Consider the following 16,281-nt stretch of genomic DNA (forward strand, 5'->3'; position numbering starts at 1 on the left):
AAATTTGATATTTTTCCATTGACAATACATAATTTATTTACTGTTTAGATATCTTATCATTTATAATTGAATAATTTCTATTAATTTTAATGGCTCTTTAGTAGGAGCCTCTATAATTTTCCCATCTATTGTAAATCTAGAACCATGACATGGACAATCCCATGTTTTATCTATTTTATTGAAAGTCAATTCGCAGCCCAAGTGAGGACATACTACATCTACAATATAACATTTTCCATTTTTATCTTTATATACTCCAGCTTTTTCTCCTTTATAACTTATAACATCTCCACTATCTTTTTCTATATCTTCTATAGTTTTATCCGCATTATCAATTCTTGCATCTATAAAATTAGATGAGAATGTAATAACATTTTTAGTTATAGGGTTTATGGAAGATATAGTTTCAAATCTTTGAGCTGAAAATACATCTTTGTATATATTCTCTTTTCCCAATATATCATCACATATTATAGAGGCTCCTATAGTTCCATTAGTAATTCCCCATTTATTAAGTCCTGTAATCACATATATATCTTCAGTGTCCTTTCCATAGTTTCCTATATAAGGTATTCCATCCAAAGTCATTATATCTTCCGTTTCCCATTGATATTTAATACTAATATCATTCCCAAAGCACATTCTCCCAAAATCTGATAGATTATTATATGGATTATATTTTATATTTTCTTCTCCCGTCCTATTTTCTTCTCCTGCAATTAGTAAATATTCCTCAGTTCCTATTTTGGCAGTTCTTATAGATTTTTTTGGTTTTTCTACAGTTATACTCATTTCATTTACAGTATCAATCTTATTTCCTTTAATAGCTATAATATATGAAGTGCTCCCATGTGATTTTACAAAATAAAGTCCATATTTATTGAATATTGGTCCATGGGTTGCTACTACTATCTTTTTACAGTTTATAAAACCTTCATCTGTCATTACCTTATACCCAAGACTTGTTTTTTTCACACCTACAACTCTTGAATTTTCATAAATACATTTATCTCCCGCATTTAAGACGCTTCCCAAACCTAATAGATATTTTCTCGGATTAAACATAGCTTGCCCATTAAATATGATTCCACCTTTTATATCAAACGGCAAAGAGGATTTATCAGTGTACCTTGAAGGTAATGCTATGGATTCAGTTATTTTAACCTCGTCATAGATACTCTCTAAATTTTCATCAAATAGAGTGTATACCAAAGAATCTCTTATCTCTAAATCACATTGTATATTATTATCTCTAACTATATCTTTAATAATCTGTATACCTTTTTCATTTCCCTGGCCATATTTAAATGCGAACTCTTTTCCATATATAGTTTTTATATTTTGATAACATAAGCTATGTAATGAAGTTATCTTTCCAGTGTTTTTACCACTAGTGCCGTATGCAATTTTATTTCCTTCTAGAAGTCTTACGTTTATTCCTTTCTTTTTTAGAAGATAAGCTGTAGTTAGTCCTGAAATTCCTCCTCCTATTACTACTACTTCAGCACTCTCTTCTCCTTCAAGTTTTTCATATTGCGTCCTTTCAGCTTTCTCTATCCATAAACCTTTTTTCATAAAATTCTCTCCTTATTAATATTGAATAAGATGATTTAAATTAATAATATATAAATTTAAATAAATTCTAATATCCTTATATTGTGCACATAATTATTTCATCAACATAAAAACATATATACCTTATTATTATCTAAGGCCTATGGAAAAATTCCTTTCAATGGCTTCTTCTTGAAAATATAGATAAAATAAAAAAGCAACGCTATCATGCATTGCTTTTTTTCTTACTCTTCATCATAAAAGTCAAGGAAAGAATAGTTTACTCCATCCTTCTGCCATCCTAGGATAGCTTCCATATTTACATTATGAGCAGCTCTAAATATAGACTTATCTACATCATTAAACTCAGTTTTTAGATTTTTTATAAGCTCTTTTATTTCATATCTTTTATTTCCTATTTTTTTAGCTGCTACCATACATGCACAGTTTAACGGCCATATTCCACTGCTTTGAGTAAATTTTTGAATATATTGCTCCTCCACATAATATAGTGGACGAATAAGTTCTAGACCTTCAAAGTTCGTAGCTTTTAATTTTGGAAGCATGGTTTTAAAATTTCCTGCATAAAGCACATTTAACATAGTTGTTTCAATTACATCATTAAAATGATGACCTAATGCCATTTTATTACATCCCAACTCCTGTGCCTTTGAATAAAGTGCTCCTCTTCTCATCCTAGCACACATATAACAAGGATAATCCTTTGCTATTCCATCTATAATATCAAATATCTTTGACTCAAAAATATGTATCGGTATATTTAGATAATTACAGTTATCTATTAAAAGTTCCTTAATCTGTGTATGATATCCAGGATCCATAGCTATAAATTCAAGTTCAAAATTCATCTGACCATGCCTTTTAAGCTCCTGAAATAGCTTCGCCATTATAAGACTATCTTTTCCTCCTGAAATAGCTACAGCTATCTTATCCCCTTCTTCAATTAATTTATAATCCTTAATGGCCTTAACAAACTTAGACCATATATTCTTTCTATACTTTTTAATTAAACTTCTCTCTATTTCTTCAAGTGGTTTTCTTTCATTAAATGGAACTAATATTTCACAACCATTACCTGCAACTCCACTCATTATTATCACCTCTTTAAATTACTTCAAAATATTATAACACTTTTTCAAATAAATTGCGAAGCAATTTATTTAAGGAAATGTAACCATAAGTTTCACTTATATAACGAACAAAGTTAGTTTTTCTATTAGCTAGCGAAGCGATTCACTGGCGAAGCCACTTCTCTATTTCATAAAATTAAACATTATCATATACAACGGCATAACAATCAAACTTATCGCCGTTGTTACTACAAAAAATATAGTGGCTTCTTCATAGTCTCCTCCATAGGCCTTTATTACTATAGCTGCTTGAGTCATAACCGGCATGGCTGCTTCTAATATAAATACCTTCTTCATTAGTAATGGCATAGATATTTTACTTATCATCATAAACATGATCATTGGTGCAATTAAAAATCTCCCTAAACATACCAATAATATCTGCTTATTTAATTTTATCTTTTTTAAATCTAAAGAAGTTAATGTTATACCCACAAAGAGTATAGATAATGGTGTAGTTAAGTTTCCAATATATGTACAACTATCTAATATAAATTTAGGTATATTTATATTTAACATAATTGTAGTGATGGTTATAAGAAATGCAACTATAGGAGGTGTTATAATATTTTTTAATCCTTCTAAAGAAAATATCCTATTTATAACTTCACTATCTCTCTTAATGCCATATACACCTATAGTCCAAAAAAATATTGTGTTAGCTATGTAAAATAGAAGCACATATTGTGTACTTTCAGGCCCAAAAATAGCATTGTTCATTGGTAATCCTATGAATATAGAGTTAGATAACCCAAACATAACTCCAAAAATACCTCTTTTATTTTTTTGTAATTTAATTAACTTAGATACTAATATTCCTATACCATAGCATATTATCATTGTCCCAAAAGCCAATATTATAACTATATAAGATTTATAGAAAGTATCTTTAGTAAAATTAGCTGTTAAATTTGACACCATAAATGCAGGCAGAGATATTTTAGTAACTATTCTTGAAAAAAGTTTTCCCGTCTCTTCTGTAAACCACCCTTTAATTGTTAATACATATCCTAGTGCCATAATTAAAAATATTGTCATAACCCCATTCATTGTACTTATCATTTTATACCCCCACATTATATATCTAATTTTATCATATATCCCATATATATCCCATATATACCTTGTGAAAAATTAACTATCACTAAAGCTCATAGATGTCTCGTAGTTATCCTGTAACAATTTTTTCTTGTTTGAATATTATGGTAAAAAACTATGCTTTGAGTTAGAAAATATACTTAAAGGGGTGAGGTAATTATTTTATGGCTGCAAATGAATTTATTAATCTTCTATCTACAATACCTGAATTTCTGCAACAAAGACTAATATCACTATCGGAAAAGTCTCTTATCTCTCCAGGCATTATAGAATTTGTTGTTTTATATGGTGATAATAGGAACCTTGTTGAAGAATCAGCAAAAAATCTTGATGTTCAGTTTACTGATTTAGGATTCGGCTTTGGAATTATATCTCTTAATATTTCAGAAATATCTAAATTAAGCCAAATTCAAGGAATAGATTATCTTGAACTTCCCAAAATAGTCTACACTACAGATATAAGTTCTAATACCTCTAGTTGTGTAACTGAAGCTTGGAATATTTATAATCTAACTGGGAAAGGTGTTTTAGTTGGTTTTATAGACAGCGGTATTGATTATACACATCCAGCTTTCATGGATGAAAACGGAAATACCAGAATTGAATATATTTATGATTTATCCACTGGTGGAACTGTTTATAATAAAGCTCAGATTCAAGAGGCTATTAATAGTACCTCCCCACTTACCATTGTATCTTCTACAGATGTATCTGGACATGGCACTCATGTAGCTGGTATCGCTTGCGGGGGAGGGCAAATTAGCAGACCCTTCTATGGACCTGCCTTCGAAAGTTCTATTGCTATGGTAAAAATCATAGCTGGTGGCTCAGTCAATACGTCTAGAGATACTTTAATAATGAGAGGAATTAGATTTTTACTAGAAAAAAGTGATGAATTAAAACAACCTCTTGTAATAAATATAAGTCTTAGCACTAATGATGGAGCTCATAATGGAACAAGTTTATTTGAGCAATATATAAATGTTATAAATACTGTGGAAAATGTGACCATAGTGATTTCTGCTGGTAATGAAGGAAATGCGGCTCACCATGTTGGCGGTATACTTAATGGAACCTTAACTATTCCATTTAATGTATCTCCAGCAGAAAGAGGTTTAATCATCCAAATTTATAAAGGTTTATTAAGTAATATTGATATTGAAATAAGAAATCCTTCAGGTATGAGTAGCGGTTCAATACCCATTGAACAAGGTTATTTTAGTGGTTCACTAGGTCTAAATAGATATTCTGTTTTTTATTCTGGTCCTACCCCACTGGACATCAATGGAGAAATAATTGTAAGTTTAATTAATGCTAGGACAGACTTTATACAACAAGGTCAGTGGAATTTAGTCATTACTCTTACTAATGATGAAGAAAGTAATTTCGATATGTGGCTACCTATATCAGAGGGAATTAATATAAATACACGCTTTTTGAACCCTACAGTGGAAAATACTCTAGGAATTCCCGCTACTGTTGCAAGTGTAATTTCAGTAGGTAGTTATAATAATCTTACCAATACCATTTCTCCCTTTTCTGGAAGAGGTTCTAGTGATTTCTGCATAAAAAAACCAGATTTAATAGCACCTGGGGAAAACATTCTATCTGCAGCTCCTGGAGGTGGAATTGATTCTAGAAGCGGAACTTCTATGGCAGCCCCTGAAGTAACAGGAATTTGTGCATTACTTTTACAATGGGGAATTGTAAATGGAAATAATATATTTTTGTATGGTGATACACTTAAATATTATCTACTAAGAGGAGCTACACGTGATTTACCTATACGAAGATATCCTAATAATACTTGGGGCTTTGGAAAAGTATGCTTAAGCAATGCATTGAGACTATTGTTAGGAACTCGTAGCATGAATGAAGCAACATTAAATCCTCCCAATTGTCCTAACATAATAGATGCTTTTAATGACCCTACTATTAATGTTTTCGTTATTCGTTATAAGGGTGATTTTGACAGCATCTTTACTAACATTGACTATGCTTGTGGTATACGTATAAATGAAATTTATGGATTAGCATCTCTTGCTATAGCAGATTTACCTAGATTTACAAGAGATACCTCAAATAATGTTGATATCATAACACCTGTTCCATATACCCTTGAGCAAATTTCTCCTGTAGATGCCGGTAATATAACACCCATTCAAAAAAATCCTTATCTAAACCTAACAGGTAGTGGTGTAATAGTGGCATTGATTGATACAGGAATCGATTACTTGAATGAAGAATTTATTTATGAAGATGGAAGAAGTAAAGTAATCGAGATATGGGACCAAACTATACCAAGTACTTCAGTTCCCTCTCAAGTTCCTTTTGGCTCAATATATACTAATACTCAAATAAATGAAGCAATCAGCTTAAAAAGAGCTAATGGGGACCCCTATTCTATAGTTCCTAGTATAGACACTGTAGGTCATGGAACAGAAATGGCCGGAATAATAGGTGCCAGAGGATATAATAATGAAATTACTACTGTAGCACCTGATTGTGATTTTTTAGTTATAAAATTAATCCCCGCCAAATCAGAGTTGCTTTTTAGTGATGCTAATGTACGTGGAGGTGTATATGATGATGCAGTACTTGTTGCAGCATTGTCTTATATTGAAAGGAAATTTTTAGAACTAGGTAAACCTCTAGTGGTTTACTTACCACTAGGAACTAGTCTTGGTGCTCATAATGGGACTAATATAATAGAACGATATATAGACCAGCTTTGTTATAAAAATGGTCTCGCTGTATGCACTGGCACAGGAAATGAAGGATTATCTGAAACTCATTATCTTGGTACTCTTAGCTTCGAAGGAGAAAAAAAAGAGGCCCTACTAGAAATTCCTCCAAATCAAAACCAGCTTATTGTTGAAGTATGGGGAAATTTTGGTGATGAATTGATAGTAAGTGTAACTTCACCTTCTGGTCAAACCATTGTTGCTTACACCTTAGAACCTAGAATTGCACAACAATATAAGTTCATATTTGAAGATACAGATATGACTCTAATATATTACTTGCCTGATACTCTAAGTGGGAATCAACTAACTTTTTTATTATTTCAAAATTTAAAACCAGGGATTTGGAGTATCACTGTACAAGGAAATGTAGTGATTGATGGTAATTTTAATATTTGGTTACCTCAAAAATCACTACTTGTAAATGGCACTAGATTCTTGAATCCAGCTCCTGAAACAACTCTTACAGTACCTTCTACAACTGAATCATCAATAGTAACTTCTTACTATAATCAAAATGACAATTCCATTGTTGCTGAATCGGGAAAAGGCTTTACAGTTACTAATAAAATTGTTCCTCAAATTACCACAGGCGGAATAAATGTGAGAACTATAGGGCTAAATAATAGAGTTGTAACTGTCAGTGGAAGTAGTACTGCCACCGCTGTAATTTCAGGTGTTGCTGCATTATTTCTTCAGTGGGGTATTGTTAATGGTAATCAGAGGTCTATGTATTGCGCTATGATTAGAACTTACCTAATACAAGGAGCAAGACAAATACGAGGGATAGTATATCCAAATATAGAGTGGGGGTATGGTCAACTGGATTTATTAGAAAGCTTTAATAGTCTAGCTGGTAAATCACGCTCTACTACTTACCAATATATAGATGATAGATATGTTGAATTTAAAGATGATGGCATGCTTTATAGGATTCCTAGGAACCTGTATGATTATATTAAACAAGTTTAAAAAAACTTTTAATTCTATTATATTTTTGTACTATATATAGTAATAACGCTATTTTATATTAATTCAACATATTATAAATATATGTTTTAATAAAATATTAAAATAGGACTTTCTATTCTTACTATGAATATAAAGTCCTATTTCAACTTAATTTTAAAGCAGAGCATTTATCTATATCTCTGATAATATTGCTCCTATTACTGTCTCCTCACCTAATCTATCCATAACATGAGATATTCTCTCTAACGGCTGTCCATGTTCCCTATAGTATTTTAATATTACATCTACTGCGTTAAATATCTCATCTTCATTAAATATTCTTCCTATGTTTGTCCCAAATCTATATTCTCTTCCAAATCTTCCACCTATATGGACTTGAGCTCCTTTTTTCTTAACTGTGAATCCACCAGTCTTACATACTCTAACGCAATTTCCACAGTTAACACATTTATCTTGATTAAACACTACCTTTTTATTAATTACCTCTAGTGCCTTTTGTCTACAAGCTTTAATACACATACCACAGCCTACACATTTATCATTATTAAGTTTTGGTACAGTTAATCCTATAATCCCTATATCATTTAGGTTTGCTTTGGAACAGTTATTAGCACATCCAGCTACTGCAATCTTACATTTTGAAGGTGTATCTTGTCCAAATTCTTTTTCTGATAATTTGTTGCATATACCTTGTGTATCTATATTCCCATGTAGACATATACTTCCCTTACATGCAACTAATGGTCTTATCTTCTTTCCAGTTCCTCCATGATTTAAGTTTAAGGCTTTTGCCTCTTCCTTTAAAGCTTCTATATTGTTCCCCTTAATCCATGGTACTTCAACTGATAATCTCGTAGTAAATCCTATGTATCCTCGGCCATATTTTTTGGCAATATGCGCCACTGAATTTATCTCTTCTGAAGTCATATTTCCAGCTTTAGATATAAATCTCACAGAAAAGTATTCCTTATCATTTTGAAGTAAAAAACCTTCACCTTTTAACTCTGCAATTTTATCACTGCTATACATTATTAAACACCCCTTTTTATAATGAAAAATTTAAAATAAAGTGGATTGCACTTTATTTAGTTAACTGCAACCATGTTAAAGATAAATACGCCGAAGGCATAGAGAAGTGCAACTTACAGTTTCAGTGAAGTGCTTTGCTTTGCTCACTAGTGAAGGAGGCTCTTGGCGTACTTCACTGCAGTTAGCTACACTTCTCTATTATCTAACGAAGCGTTTCACTACAGCTTGCTGTAATTCACTAGCAAACAGAATGAACGCTTAGCTACAACCTCCGATTACACTTAACTAAATAAATTGTTTCACAATTTATTTATATGTCTTCATAAGTTTCATATTCCCACTAAGTTTATACCATCCTAAACTTGCAGGTATTAGAATGCTTTCATAAGCTACTATATTTTCTTCTTCTAACATTTTAGTTTCATCATTAATAAAGATTATTTTTCCTTCACCTTCTATACAAGTAAATATAGAAAATTTATCTTTAAAGCTAAATTCCTCATATTGACCACATATATTATATATATCTAAATTAATAGCTTTATCTCTTACGCATTTTTGTATTTCTTCCTTATCTGGAGCTATTATTTTTTTTGGCTTTAAATCAAAATCTATAACATCTAAAGCTTTATCCATATGAATTTCTCTTCCCCTATTGTAATCATACACTCTATAAGTAGTATCACTATTCTGTTGTATCTCTGCTAGTACTATTCCTTTTCCTATTGCATGTACTAACCCAGATTCTATAAAGTACATCTCACCTTTTTTTACCTTTATTTTATTCATATGTTTTTCTACAGTTCCATCTACACAACTTCTTTTAAATTCTTCTTTATCGCACCTCTTAGTTCCTACTATTATTTCAGAATCTTCTTCAGCATCTATAATATACCACGCCTCTACCTTACCATTATCCCCTTCTTTTCCCTGAGCATATTCATCTCCTGGATGCACCTGTACAGAAAGGTTTTCCTTTGAATTAATAATTTTCAACAATAATGGAAAGTCGCTGTGCACAAAATTTTTTTTATAAAATTTTTCTCCAATAATTTCTTTTCCGTTAACTTTTATTAAATCAATTAATGTAAGACCTTTATATTTACCATTTTCAATTATACTCATACCATTTTTATGACAGGCCACATCCCAACTCTCTCCTATGTTTCCATCGGGTAAATTTGTTCTATATTTTTCTAATTCTCTTCCACCCCAAATTTTATCATAGTATAAATTTTCAAATTTTAATGGATACATAAATTCCTCTCCAAACAACATTATTTTTAATCTCTTACTACACTATATTATTATGACTAACTCTTTAAATTTGTAACAATACTTCCTAAAGTTTATATTTATATTAAACCTCAAAAAAGATCTAAATTTCTTGTTTTATTTTGAACGTCTAACAAACATTATACTATAAACTACTTTTCCTAACAATTTTAACTTATCCTTTATTATCTAACAATATACCTCCTAATTATTAAGATATAAAGAAATAATTGACTCTATACAAGGTATAGACCTTAAAATTAGTTTATAGGGGGATTGATATTATGTTTAAGAAGTTTATTAGTTACGCTGTTCCATCTGCAATTGGAATGCTAATTACTTCTTTATATATGGTAGTTGATGGTATATTTGTTGCTCAAGGTGTGGGTGAAATAGGGGTAGCCGCAGTAACAATCGTATTTCCATTAACTACTGCATTCGTATCGGTTAGCTTGATTTTTGGTATAGGTGCAGCTAATTTAATATCTATCAATTTTGGAAAAGGGAACAAAGATAAAGCAAATAGCATTTTTAGACAGTCCATATATTCACTTTTAATAATTGGAGTGCTTTTCTGCTTTTTAGGACTTTTATTTTCTGATAAAATTGTTACCTTTTTAGGTGCATCTTCTGAAATTAAACCAGCTGCTTTGGAATATTTTAATTATTATATCCTATTTTCCATACCATCACTGTTAGCAATGGCTTTGAGTATACTTATAAGAAATGATGGTTCAGCAAATTTATCCATGATTTCTATGGTTCTAGGCGCATTAACTAATATACTTCTTGATTACGTATTTGTATTTCCATTAGGAATGGGTCTTAAAGGCGCAGCTATCGCCACTGGTTTAGGTCAATTAGTATCCGTGTTAGTATGTATGCTTCACTTCTTTAAAAAGAGTTCAAACTTATCTCTCGGTAAAAGTGCTTTCAGTTATATAGACCTCAAGGAAATATTTCATATAGGATTTCCGTCTTTCTTTGTCGAGATATGCTATTCAATTGTTATGTATTTTATGAATCTAGCTATTATAGATAGTCTTGGCGGCTTCGGAGTTACTGCTTATGGAGTTGTAAACTATTTAACTAATTTATCCTACATGGTACTACTTGGAATAGGTCAGGCAATTCAGCCATTAATAAGCTACCATTATGGCACTGAAGAATTTGATAAATGCAAAGGATACTTTAAGATAGCTTTTTTCACATCTTTAGCAGTATCTACATTCTTAGTATTAATCTGTATACCTTTTGGATATTCTTTTATAGCTATATTTACATCTTCTCCAGAGATTGCAAAGCTATCTTATAAAATTTTAATGTATTCAAATTTAGCTTTTGTTGGTGTGGGTCTTAATATAGTGATTATTACTTATTATCAATCTATTTGTATCCCTAAATATGGTAATATACTTTGCCTTTTAAGGGGTATAATATTAATTAAGTTATTTTTAATTATATTACCGCCAATTATGGGTGACACTGGCATTTGGACAGCTATGATATTCTCTGAAGGAATTACTGCTTTAGCATCTATAGCTTTTACTAAAAGAACTGAGGAAAAGCTTCTCTCTAATTTAACTTAAACAAATAGCCTAGAATTTTATTCTAGGCTATTTGTAAATATTCCTTATTTGTAACTCTCTCCTTATATTCAAATTGTTCAATATCTTTATATGTAAAAAGACTTATCACTTAAGCTATGATAAGCCTTTCATTAAATCTTAAATTTCTAAAGATGTACTCTTATTAACCAAAATTTTATATTTTTATCACTCCAACCCAAATCCCAAGGTACATTATTTCTATCTGCATTATGACATGTAACTAAAGAGTATCCTCTACTGTCTGCTCCTGTTACCATGGAAATATGGGTTATATCACCTTTTTTCTCATATGCAACAAAATCTCCTGGAAGCAACTTATATGAAGCCTTATATACTTTTTCATAGGAACCATAAGCTATAACCGATGCTCTTCCACTGTTTAACATATATTGTTTGAACTTATCTGCATTCACCCATGGGCCTGTGGCTTCTCCTTTACTATAATTCCAACCTGAGGTCTTTTTAAACTTACCACCTTCATGTAGTATTTGAGATGCAAAGTTTGCACAGTCACCACCATCCGGATTGAAATTTTTATAAGCTTTATTATATTTATATCCATATTTCTCTTCACTTGCTGCTCCACAATAAGCATTAGCATATTCAATAGCACCTAATCTTCTTTCATTCAGACTTGAAAAGTCTCTTGGTTCGCTAGCGGTTATAAATTTTTTTATGTCGTCTACCTTAAGTTTTTCTAGATTTAAAGAATCTGCAAAAGGGTCCTTATACCATTCTTTAGTTATAAGAAAGTATCCATCTTTATTGGAGAGACTTAGCACATGATATGTTCCTATTCTACTAATATTCTCTATATCAGGTTGATTTTCATATACATACTTATACTCCGTTGAACACATTAAATTTACACTATATCCATTTTCTTTCTTTTTAATACTCCTAATTACTATTTTAGGTACTATCTGCTTAAATTCAACACCTTGCCTTTGCTCCCAATTTTGAATATATTTCATCTTCATCTTTTCATGTTCAAATGCCCATACACCATATTTAGTAGACATGTCATATAGAGAAGATATACATTCCTCTTCTCCTGTAACTAGTGCATTATTTCTCTTAATAAAGATCTGCTGAATAAAATTATTCAGTTGGTCCTTTTCCTCATCTGTAATTGGCTCTGCTAGTACATTTTCATAAAAAAATGTAATTATCAATACCACTAAAATAAAGCAGATGAAAATATTTGTTCGTTTTTTAGCTATTTTAACCACTTTCATCATCAAAGCTTCTCCTTCTAAAGTAATTCTCTTATTTAAATGCATCTTCAATTACCTTTATATAATATTCTACCTTTGTGTCCATAGGCACACCTTCAAACCATTTTTCTTCTGACTCCTGATCTTTTGAAAAATATCTAGCTTTAATTATAATTTCTGGTCTATATTCGAAATGTAGTATATCAAAATGCCCCCATTTTCCTCCCCATATAAAATTATTTTTTTCAAACACATCTACTAATTCCTTAGGATACCAAAGCATCCTTTTTTCTCCTCCTTCTCTTTTAGACCATTTCCAATAATCATTAGGATTGCTCTTTAAATCTATAGCTATTCCATATGCGTGTGGACTTAATCTGCCTGTTCCTGATATAGTTCTATAATTGAAAGTTCCATTTACAGGATTAATTAAAGTAGCTATTTTATCATTATTTTTAGATAAACTCTTCAGTTCCTCCATTACTAGCTTTAAACTATTAGCTGCACAATTATTTTTATTAAATAAATAACTTCTATATGGAGCATTAACTCCTATTAAATTTGAATTTACCTTTCGCTCTGAACCTCCATATACTTCATTTAATAAATCATAAATTCTTGTTCTACCAGGATCCATACTAACTTCCATTAACTTATCTATAGGCTTTAATGGATATATTACCTCCAACATATCCTGTATATCACCGTTAGAATTTTTTTCTTCACTGCCCTTTGATCTCTTATCATCATACAAAATGACCTTTCCTGAAGATGTAACTATGTATACTAATCCATTATCTTTAACTTTAACTCCTGTTATATGCTCAGGATAAGCCATCATCATAGTCAGTAAATCTTGCTTCATTATGGTTTCATAATCCTTAGCTAATACCTCATTACTTATACTAATTAAAATTATACTCAGTATACAAACACAAATTAATTTCTTCATATTTCCCTCCAAAATAATAAAAGCCTAAAGATAAACTTTAGACTTAGTTTGTGTTAATATACTTTCATTTATTACTGTTAAGATATAGAAATTTATTTATATTTATTTTCAATATCTATAAGTATTTTTTGAATATTAGTGTGGTTTCCTGCATATCCCACTAATTTTCCACTATGTCCTATTACTCTATGACAAGGAATGATAATTGGTATTTTATTTGATCTATTCGCTTGTCCTACAGCTCTTACAGCCTTAGGATTTTCTATAGCCCTCGCAATATCTCCATAGGTTTTCACTTCACCATAAGGTATATCTATAAGTGATGACCATACTTTTTTTCTGAAATCTGTCCCTTCTATAGATAGTCTTAAATCAAATTTTTTTCTCTTTCCTTGAAAATATTCTTTAAGTTGCATCGTTGCTTCTTTACATTTTAATTCACTCTTTTCAATATAATTTATGTTCTCATTTTTAAATTTATCCCATGAATGCTCAAATAATTCTACTTTTTTTATTCCTACCTCGTCTAAAATCACATAAATTTTTCCTATAGGTGAATCAATCCAATCATACCAATACATTTTTTCTCTCCATAACATAATTATTTAATAATATTTATATATTATTATAATTAAATTTTATCTTAACTTTTATACTATTTACAATAAATATATATATAATTAAGATATTAACAATTATCCTATTTACATTTTCAATAGCAAAGAATATAATATAAATAATATTTAGCTAATTAGCTAAATATCTATTTATATTTTGAGGGGATGTATACTATGAGAAAAATCAGAAATTTAATAGCTATAGCTCTGGTTTGCACTATGATATTGAGCTTTGCTGCTTGTGGAAATAAAAAAGATGACACAAATAATAGTAATCAATCTTCAATTACCTTAGAATTAAGCGATGATGTAACAGAAAATGCAAAAACCTTTATGGAATTTTTAAAAGATGAAAAGAATGATGAAATCTATGCTATGACCTCTAAAGTCTTTAAAGATAAAGTAGATAGCAAAACTCTTGCAACTCAAAATGAAGCTATCTCTAAACAACTAGGGAAAATAAAAGAATATAATAATTTTAGAGTTAAAGAAAAAGATGGATTTAAATATGTTTTAGCCTATACATTATTTGAAAAAGGAGAATATGATTTAAAAATAGTTTTCAATAATGATAATAAATCTGTAGAAGGGTATTTTTTAGAGGCTCCTGATAAAAGCGATCAAGTCCAAACTCCAGTAGACAATGAGATTTTTAAAAGTGAAGAAATTATCTTTGGCAGTGATCCTTATAAAGCAAAGGGTACCTTATTACTTCCTAAAAATGTTTCTAATCCTCCAGTGGTAGTATTAGTTCAAGGTTCCGGTCCTAGTGATAGAGATGAAACTATAAATGGTGTCAATAAACCTTTCAAAGATATAGCTGAAGGTCTATCTAAGGAAGGAATAGCTGTACTTAGATATGATAAAAGAACCTATGTTTACGGAAAAGATTTAACTGAAGAACAAATTCAACGCGTTACACCTGATTTTGAAACTATTGATGATGCTATATCAGGTGTTAAATACCTAAAAACTAGAAATGATATAGATAAATCAAATATATTTGTCCTTGGCCATAGTTTGGGTGGATATCTTCTTCCGGCTATAAGCAATAGTGGAGAAGCTTTTAAAGGTGCTATTTCCCTAGCTGGTACTATAGATGGTTCCTTCGAGGACCTAATGAAATACCAGTATAATTATTTAGCTAATATAGATGGTACTGTCAATGATGATGAAAAAGCAGCTATCTCACAAATGGAAGCTCAAGTTGCCCTTGTGAAAAAACTTAAAAATGGTGAAACTGTTAATGAAAAGCTTATTCTAGGTATGGGTCAAGAATATTGGAAATACCTAAATAATTATAACCAATTAAAAGAGCTTCACAATATGAATAAACCAACTTTAATACTTCAAGGTGAAAGAGATTATCAAGTGCCTATGAGTCATTTCAGGACCTTTGAAGCTGCTTTAAAGGATAAGAGTAATATCTCATTTAAAAGTTACAGTGATTTAAACCATTTATTTATGAGTGGTACTGGTGCTCCAAATCCTGAAGAATATGCTACACCTTCTAATGTAAATGAAGATGTTATAAAAGATATTGCTACCTTTATAAAGGGCGAAAAATAATATGCTCATATTATAAACTAAAACTCTACAATGAGATAAATCTTCATTGTAGAGTTTTAGTTTTATCATTAAATTTTATAGAGTAATATATTATTATAAATATTCATTCTAGGATTTAAAATATTATAGCTAAAGGTTTAACTTTTTCTCTAAATTTCTCGTAGCTACTACATCTACACCTGTATCCAGTATATTTTCTGCTATAACTTGCCCTATTTTTATAGGAGCCTTTATTTCTATTTTATTTAATATTTCTATACATTTAAAGTTAAGGTGCTTCGGTATGGCTTCTTTAGTCTTTACAGGTAGCACTGATAATTCTCCATTTTGTACCTTAACTGTAGTAGTAATTACTCTAACTGGATTAATTATTTCATTTATTCCATACTCTTCTCCTCTTTTACATGCATTTCCTGTAACACTTTTAGTGTCTATATCCACCTTTAGATGACATCCCATAGGGCAACATATACAAATTAATTCTTTTTCCATT

12 protein-coding genes are annotated in these 16,281 nt (G+C 30.4%); 3 read left to right on the plus strand and 9 right to left on the minus strand.

The features are described from left to right. Positions 1-60 precede the first annotated feature (60 nt). The 3 genes from ACI48Q_RS19135 to ACI48Q_RS19145 form a co-directional block, all read right to left on the minus strand. Positions 61-1,575, minus strand: coding sequence for an FAD-dependent oxidoreductase (locus ACI48Q_RS19135; RefSeq protein WP_474920722.1), 1,515 nt, complete (start codon positions 1,573-1,575; stop codon positions 61-63). Positions 1,576-1,799: 224 nt separating this feature from the next. Continuing rightward, the gene (locus tag ACI48Q_RS19140) at positions 1,800-2,666 is read right to left on the minus strand and encodes a tRNA 2-thiocytidine biosynthesis TtcA family protein (protein WP_474920723.1); all 867 of its coding nucleotides are present in this window, start codon (positions 2,664-2,666) and stop codon (positions 1,800-1,802) included. A gap of 162 nt (positions 2,667-2,828) precedes the next feature. Continuing rightward, positions 2,829-3,767 carry an AEC family transporter gene (locus tag ACI48Q_RS19145; RefSeq protein ID WP_474920724.1) on the minus strand — a complete coding sequence of 313 codons (939 nt, stop codon included), beginning with the start codon at positions 3,765-3,767 and terminating at the stop codon, positions 2,829-2,831. Between the two features lie 200 nt (positions 3,768-3,967). Between ACI48Q_RS19145 and ACI48Q_RS19150 the strand changes: the two genes are divergently transcribed. Then, positions 3,968-7,519, plus strand: coding sequence for a S8 family serine peptidase (locus tag ACI48Q_RS19150; protein ID WP_474920725.1), 3,552 nt, complete (start codon positions 3,968-3,970; stop codon positions 7,517-7,519). Between the two features lie 171 nt (positions 7,520-7,690). Here ACI48Q_RS19150 and ACI48Q_RS19155 read toward each other — a convergent pair whose 3' ends face one another. Then, on the minus strand, positions 7,691-8,548 hold the full coding sequence (locus ACI48Q_RS19155) for a 4Fe-4S binding protein (protein ID WP_474920726.1): 858 nt from the start codon (positions 8,546-8,548) through the stop codon (positions 7,691-7,693). Between the two features lie 306 nt (positions 8,549-8,854). Next, complete coding sequence (locus tag ACI48Q_RS19160; protein ID WP_474920727.1) at positions 8,855-9,805, minus strand: type I phosphomannose isomerase catalytic subunit; 951 nt, start codon at positions 9,803-9,805, stop codon at positions 8,855-8,857. A gap of 302 nt (positions 9,806-10,107) precedes the next feature. On the opposite strand from ACI48Q_RS19160, the gene ACI48Q_RS19165 reads away from it, so the two are divergent. After that, a complete protein-coding gene (locus tag ACI48Q_RS19165; protein ID WP_474920728.1) occupies positions 10,108-11,412 on the plus strand; it encodes an MATE family efflux transporter in 1,305 nt (434 codons plus the stop codon). 146 nt (positions 11,413-11,558) lie between these two features. On the opposite strand, the gene ACI48Q_RS19170 is transcribed toward ACI48Q_RS19165, so the two are convergent. The 3 genes from ACI48Q_RS19170 to ACI48Q_RS19180 form a co-directional block, all read right to left on the minus strand. Continuing rightward, the gene (locus ACI48Q_RS19170) at positions 11,559-12,671 is read right to left on the minus strand and encodes an amidase domain-containing protein (protein WP_474920828.1); all 1,113 of its coding nucleotides are present in this window, start codon (positions 12,669-12,671) and stop codon (positions 11,559-11,561) included. A gap of 31 nt (positions 12,672-12,702) precedes the next feature. Then, positions 12,703-13,602, minus strand: coding sequence for a M15 family metallopeptidase (locus tag ACI48Q_RS19175; protein ID WP_474920729.1), 900 nt, complete (start codon positions 13,600-13,602; stop codon positions 12,703-12,705). A gap of 92 nt (positions 13,603-13,694) precedes the next feature. Beyond that, on the minus strand, positions 13,695-14,183 hold the full coding sequence (locus ACI48Q_RS19180) for a methylated-DNA--[protein]-cysteine S-methyltransferase (RefSeq protein WP_474920730.1): 489 nt from the start codon (positions 14,181-14,183) through the stop codon (positions 13,695-13,697). Between the two features lie 210 nt (positions 14,184-14,393). Here ACI48Q_RS19180 and ACI48Q_RS19185 point away from each other — a divergent pair, with 210 nt between their 5' ends. After that, positions 14,394-15,788 (plus strand): alpha/beta hydrolase, encoded by a 1,395-nt coding sequence (locus ACI48Q_RS19185; RefSeq protein ID WP_474920731.1) that lies wholly within the window; start codon positions 14,394-14,396, stop codon positions 15,786-15,788. 129 nt (positions 15,789-15,917) lie between these two features. On the opposite strand, the gene ACI48Q_RS19190 is transcribed toward ACI48Q_RS19185, so the two are convergent. Then, entirely contained in the window at positions 15,918-16,280 is a 363-nt protein-coding gene (locus ACI48Q_RS19190; protein WP_474920732.1) for a DUF1667 domain-containing protein, read from the minus strand. Position 16,281 lies beyond the last annotated feature (1 nt).

The sequence above is a fragment of the Clostridium sp. LXY-7 genome, from assembly GCF_056172015.1.

Bases quoted from the DNA above. Each gene is read 5' to 3' on its own strand.
- ACI48Q_RS19135 (WP_474920722.1), bottom strand. From the start codon at position 1,575: ATGAAAAAAGGTTTATGGATAGAGAAAGCTGAAAGGACGCAATATGAA.
- ACI48Q_RS19140 (WP_474920723.1), bottom strand. From the start codon at position 2,666: ATGAGTGGAGTTGCAGGTAATGGTTGTGAAATATTAGTTCCATTTAAT.
- ACI48Q_RS19145 (WP_474920724.1), bottom strand. From the start codon at position 3,767: ATGATAAGTACAATGAATGGGGTTATGACAATATTTTTAATTATGGCA.
- ACI48Q_RS19150 (WP_474920725.1), top strand. From the start codon at position 3,968: ATGGCTGCAAATGAATTTATTAATCTTCTATCTACAATACCTGAATTT.
- ACI48Q_RS19155 (WP_474920726.1), bottom strand. From the start codon at position 8,548: ATGTATAGCAGTGATAAAATTGCAGAGTTAAAAGGTGAAGGTTTTTTA.
- ACI48Q_RS19160 (WP_474920727.1), bottom strand. From the start codon at position 9,805: ATGTATCCATTAAAATTTGAAAATTTATACTATGATAAAATTTGGGGT.
- ACI48Q_RS19165 (WP_474920728.1), top strand. From the start codon at position 10,108: ATGTTTAAGAAGTTTATTAGTTACGCTGTTCCATCTGCAATTGGAATG.
- ACI48Q_RS19170 (WP_474920828.1), bottom strand. From the start codon at position 12,671: ATGAAAGTGGTTAAAATAGCTAAAAAACGAACAAATATTTTCATCTGC.
- ACI48Q_RS19175 (WP_474920729.1), bottom strand. From the start codon at position 13,602: ATGAAGAAATTAATTTGTGTTTGTATACTGAGTATAATTTTAATTAGT.
- ACI48Q_RS19180 (WP_474920730.1), bottom strand. From the start codon at position 14,183: ATGTATTGGTATGATTGGATTGATTCACCTATAGGAAAAATTTATGTG.
- ACI48Q_RS19185 (WP_474920731.1), top strand. From the start codon at position 14,394: ATGAGAAAAATCAGAAATTTAATAGCTATAGCTCTGGTTTGCACTATG.
- ACI48Q_RS19190 (WP_474920732.1), bottom strand. From the start codon at position 16,280: ATGGAAAAAGAATTAATTTGTATATGTTGCCCTATGGGATGTCATCTA.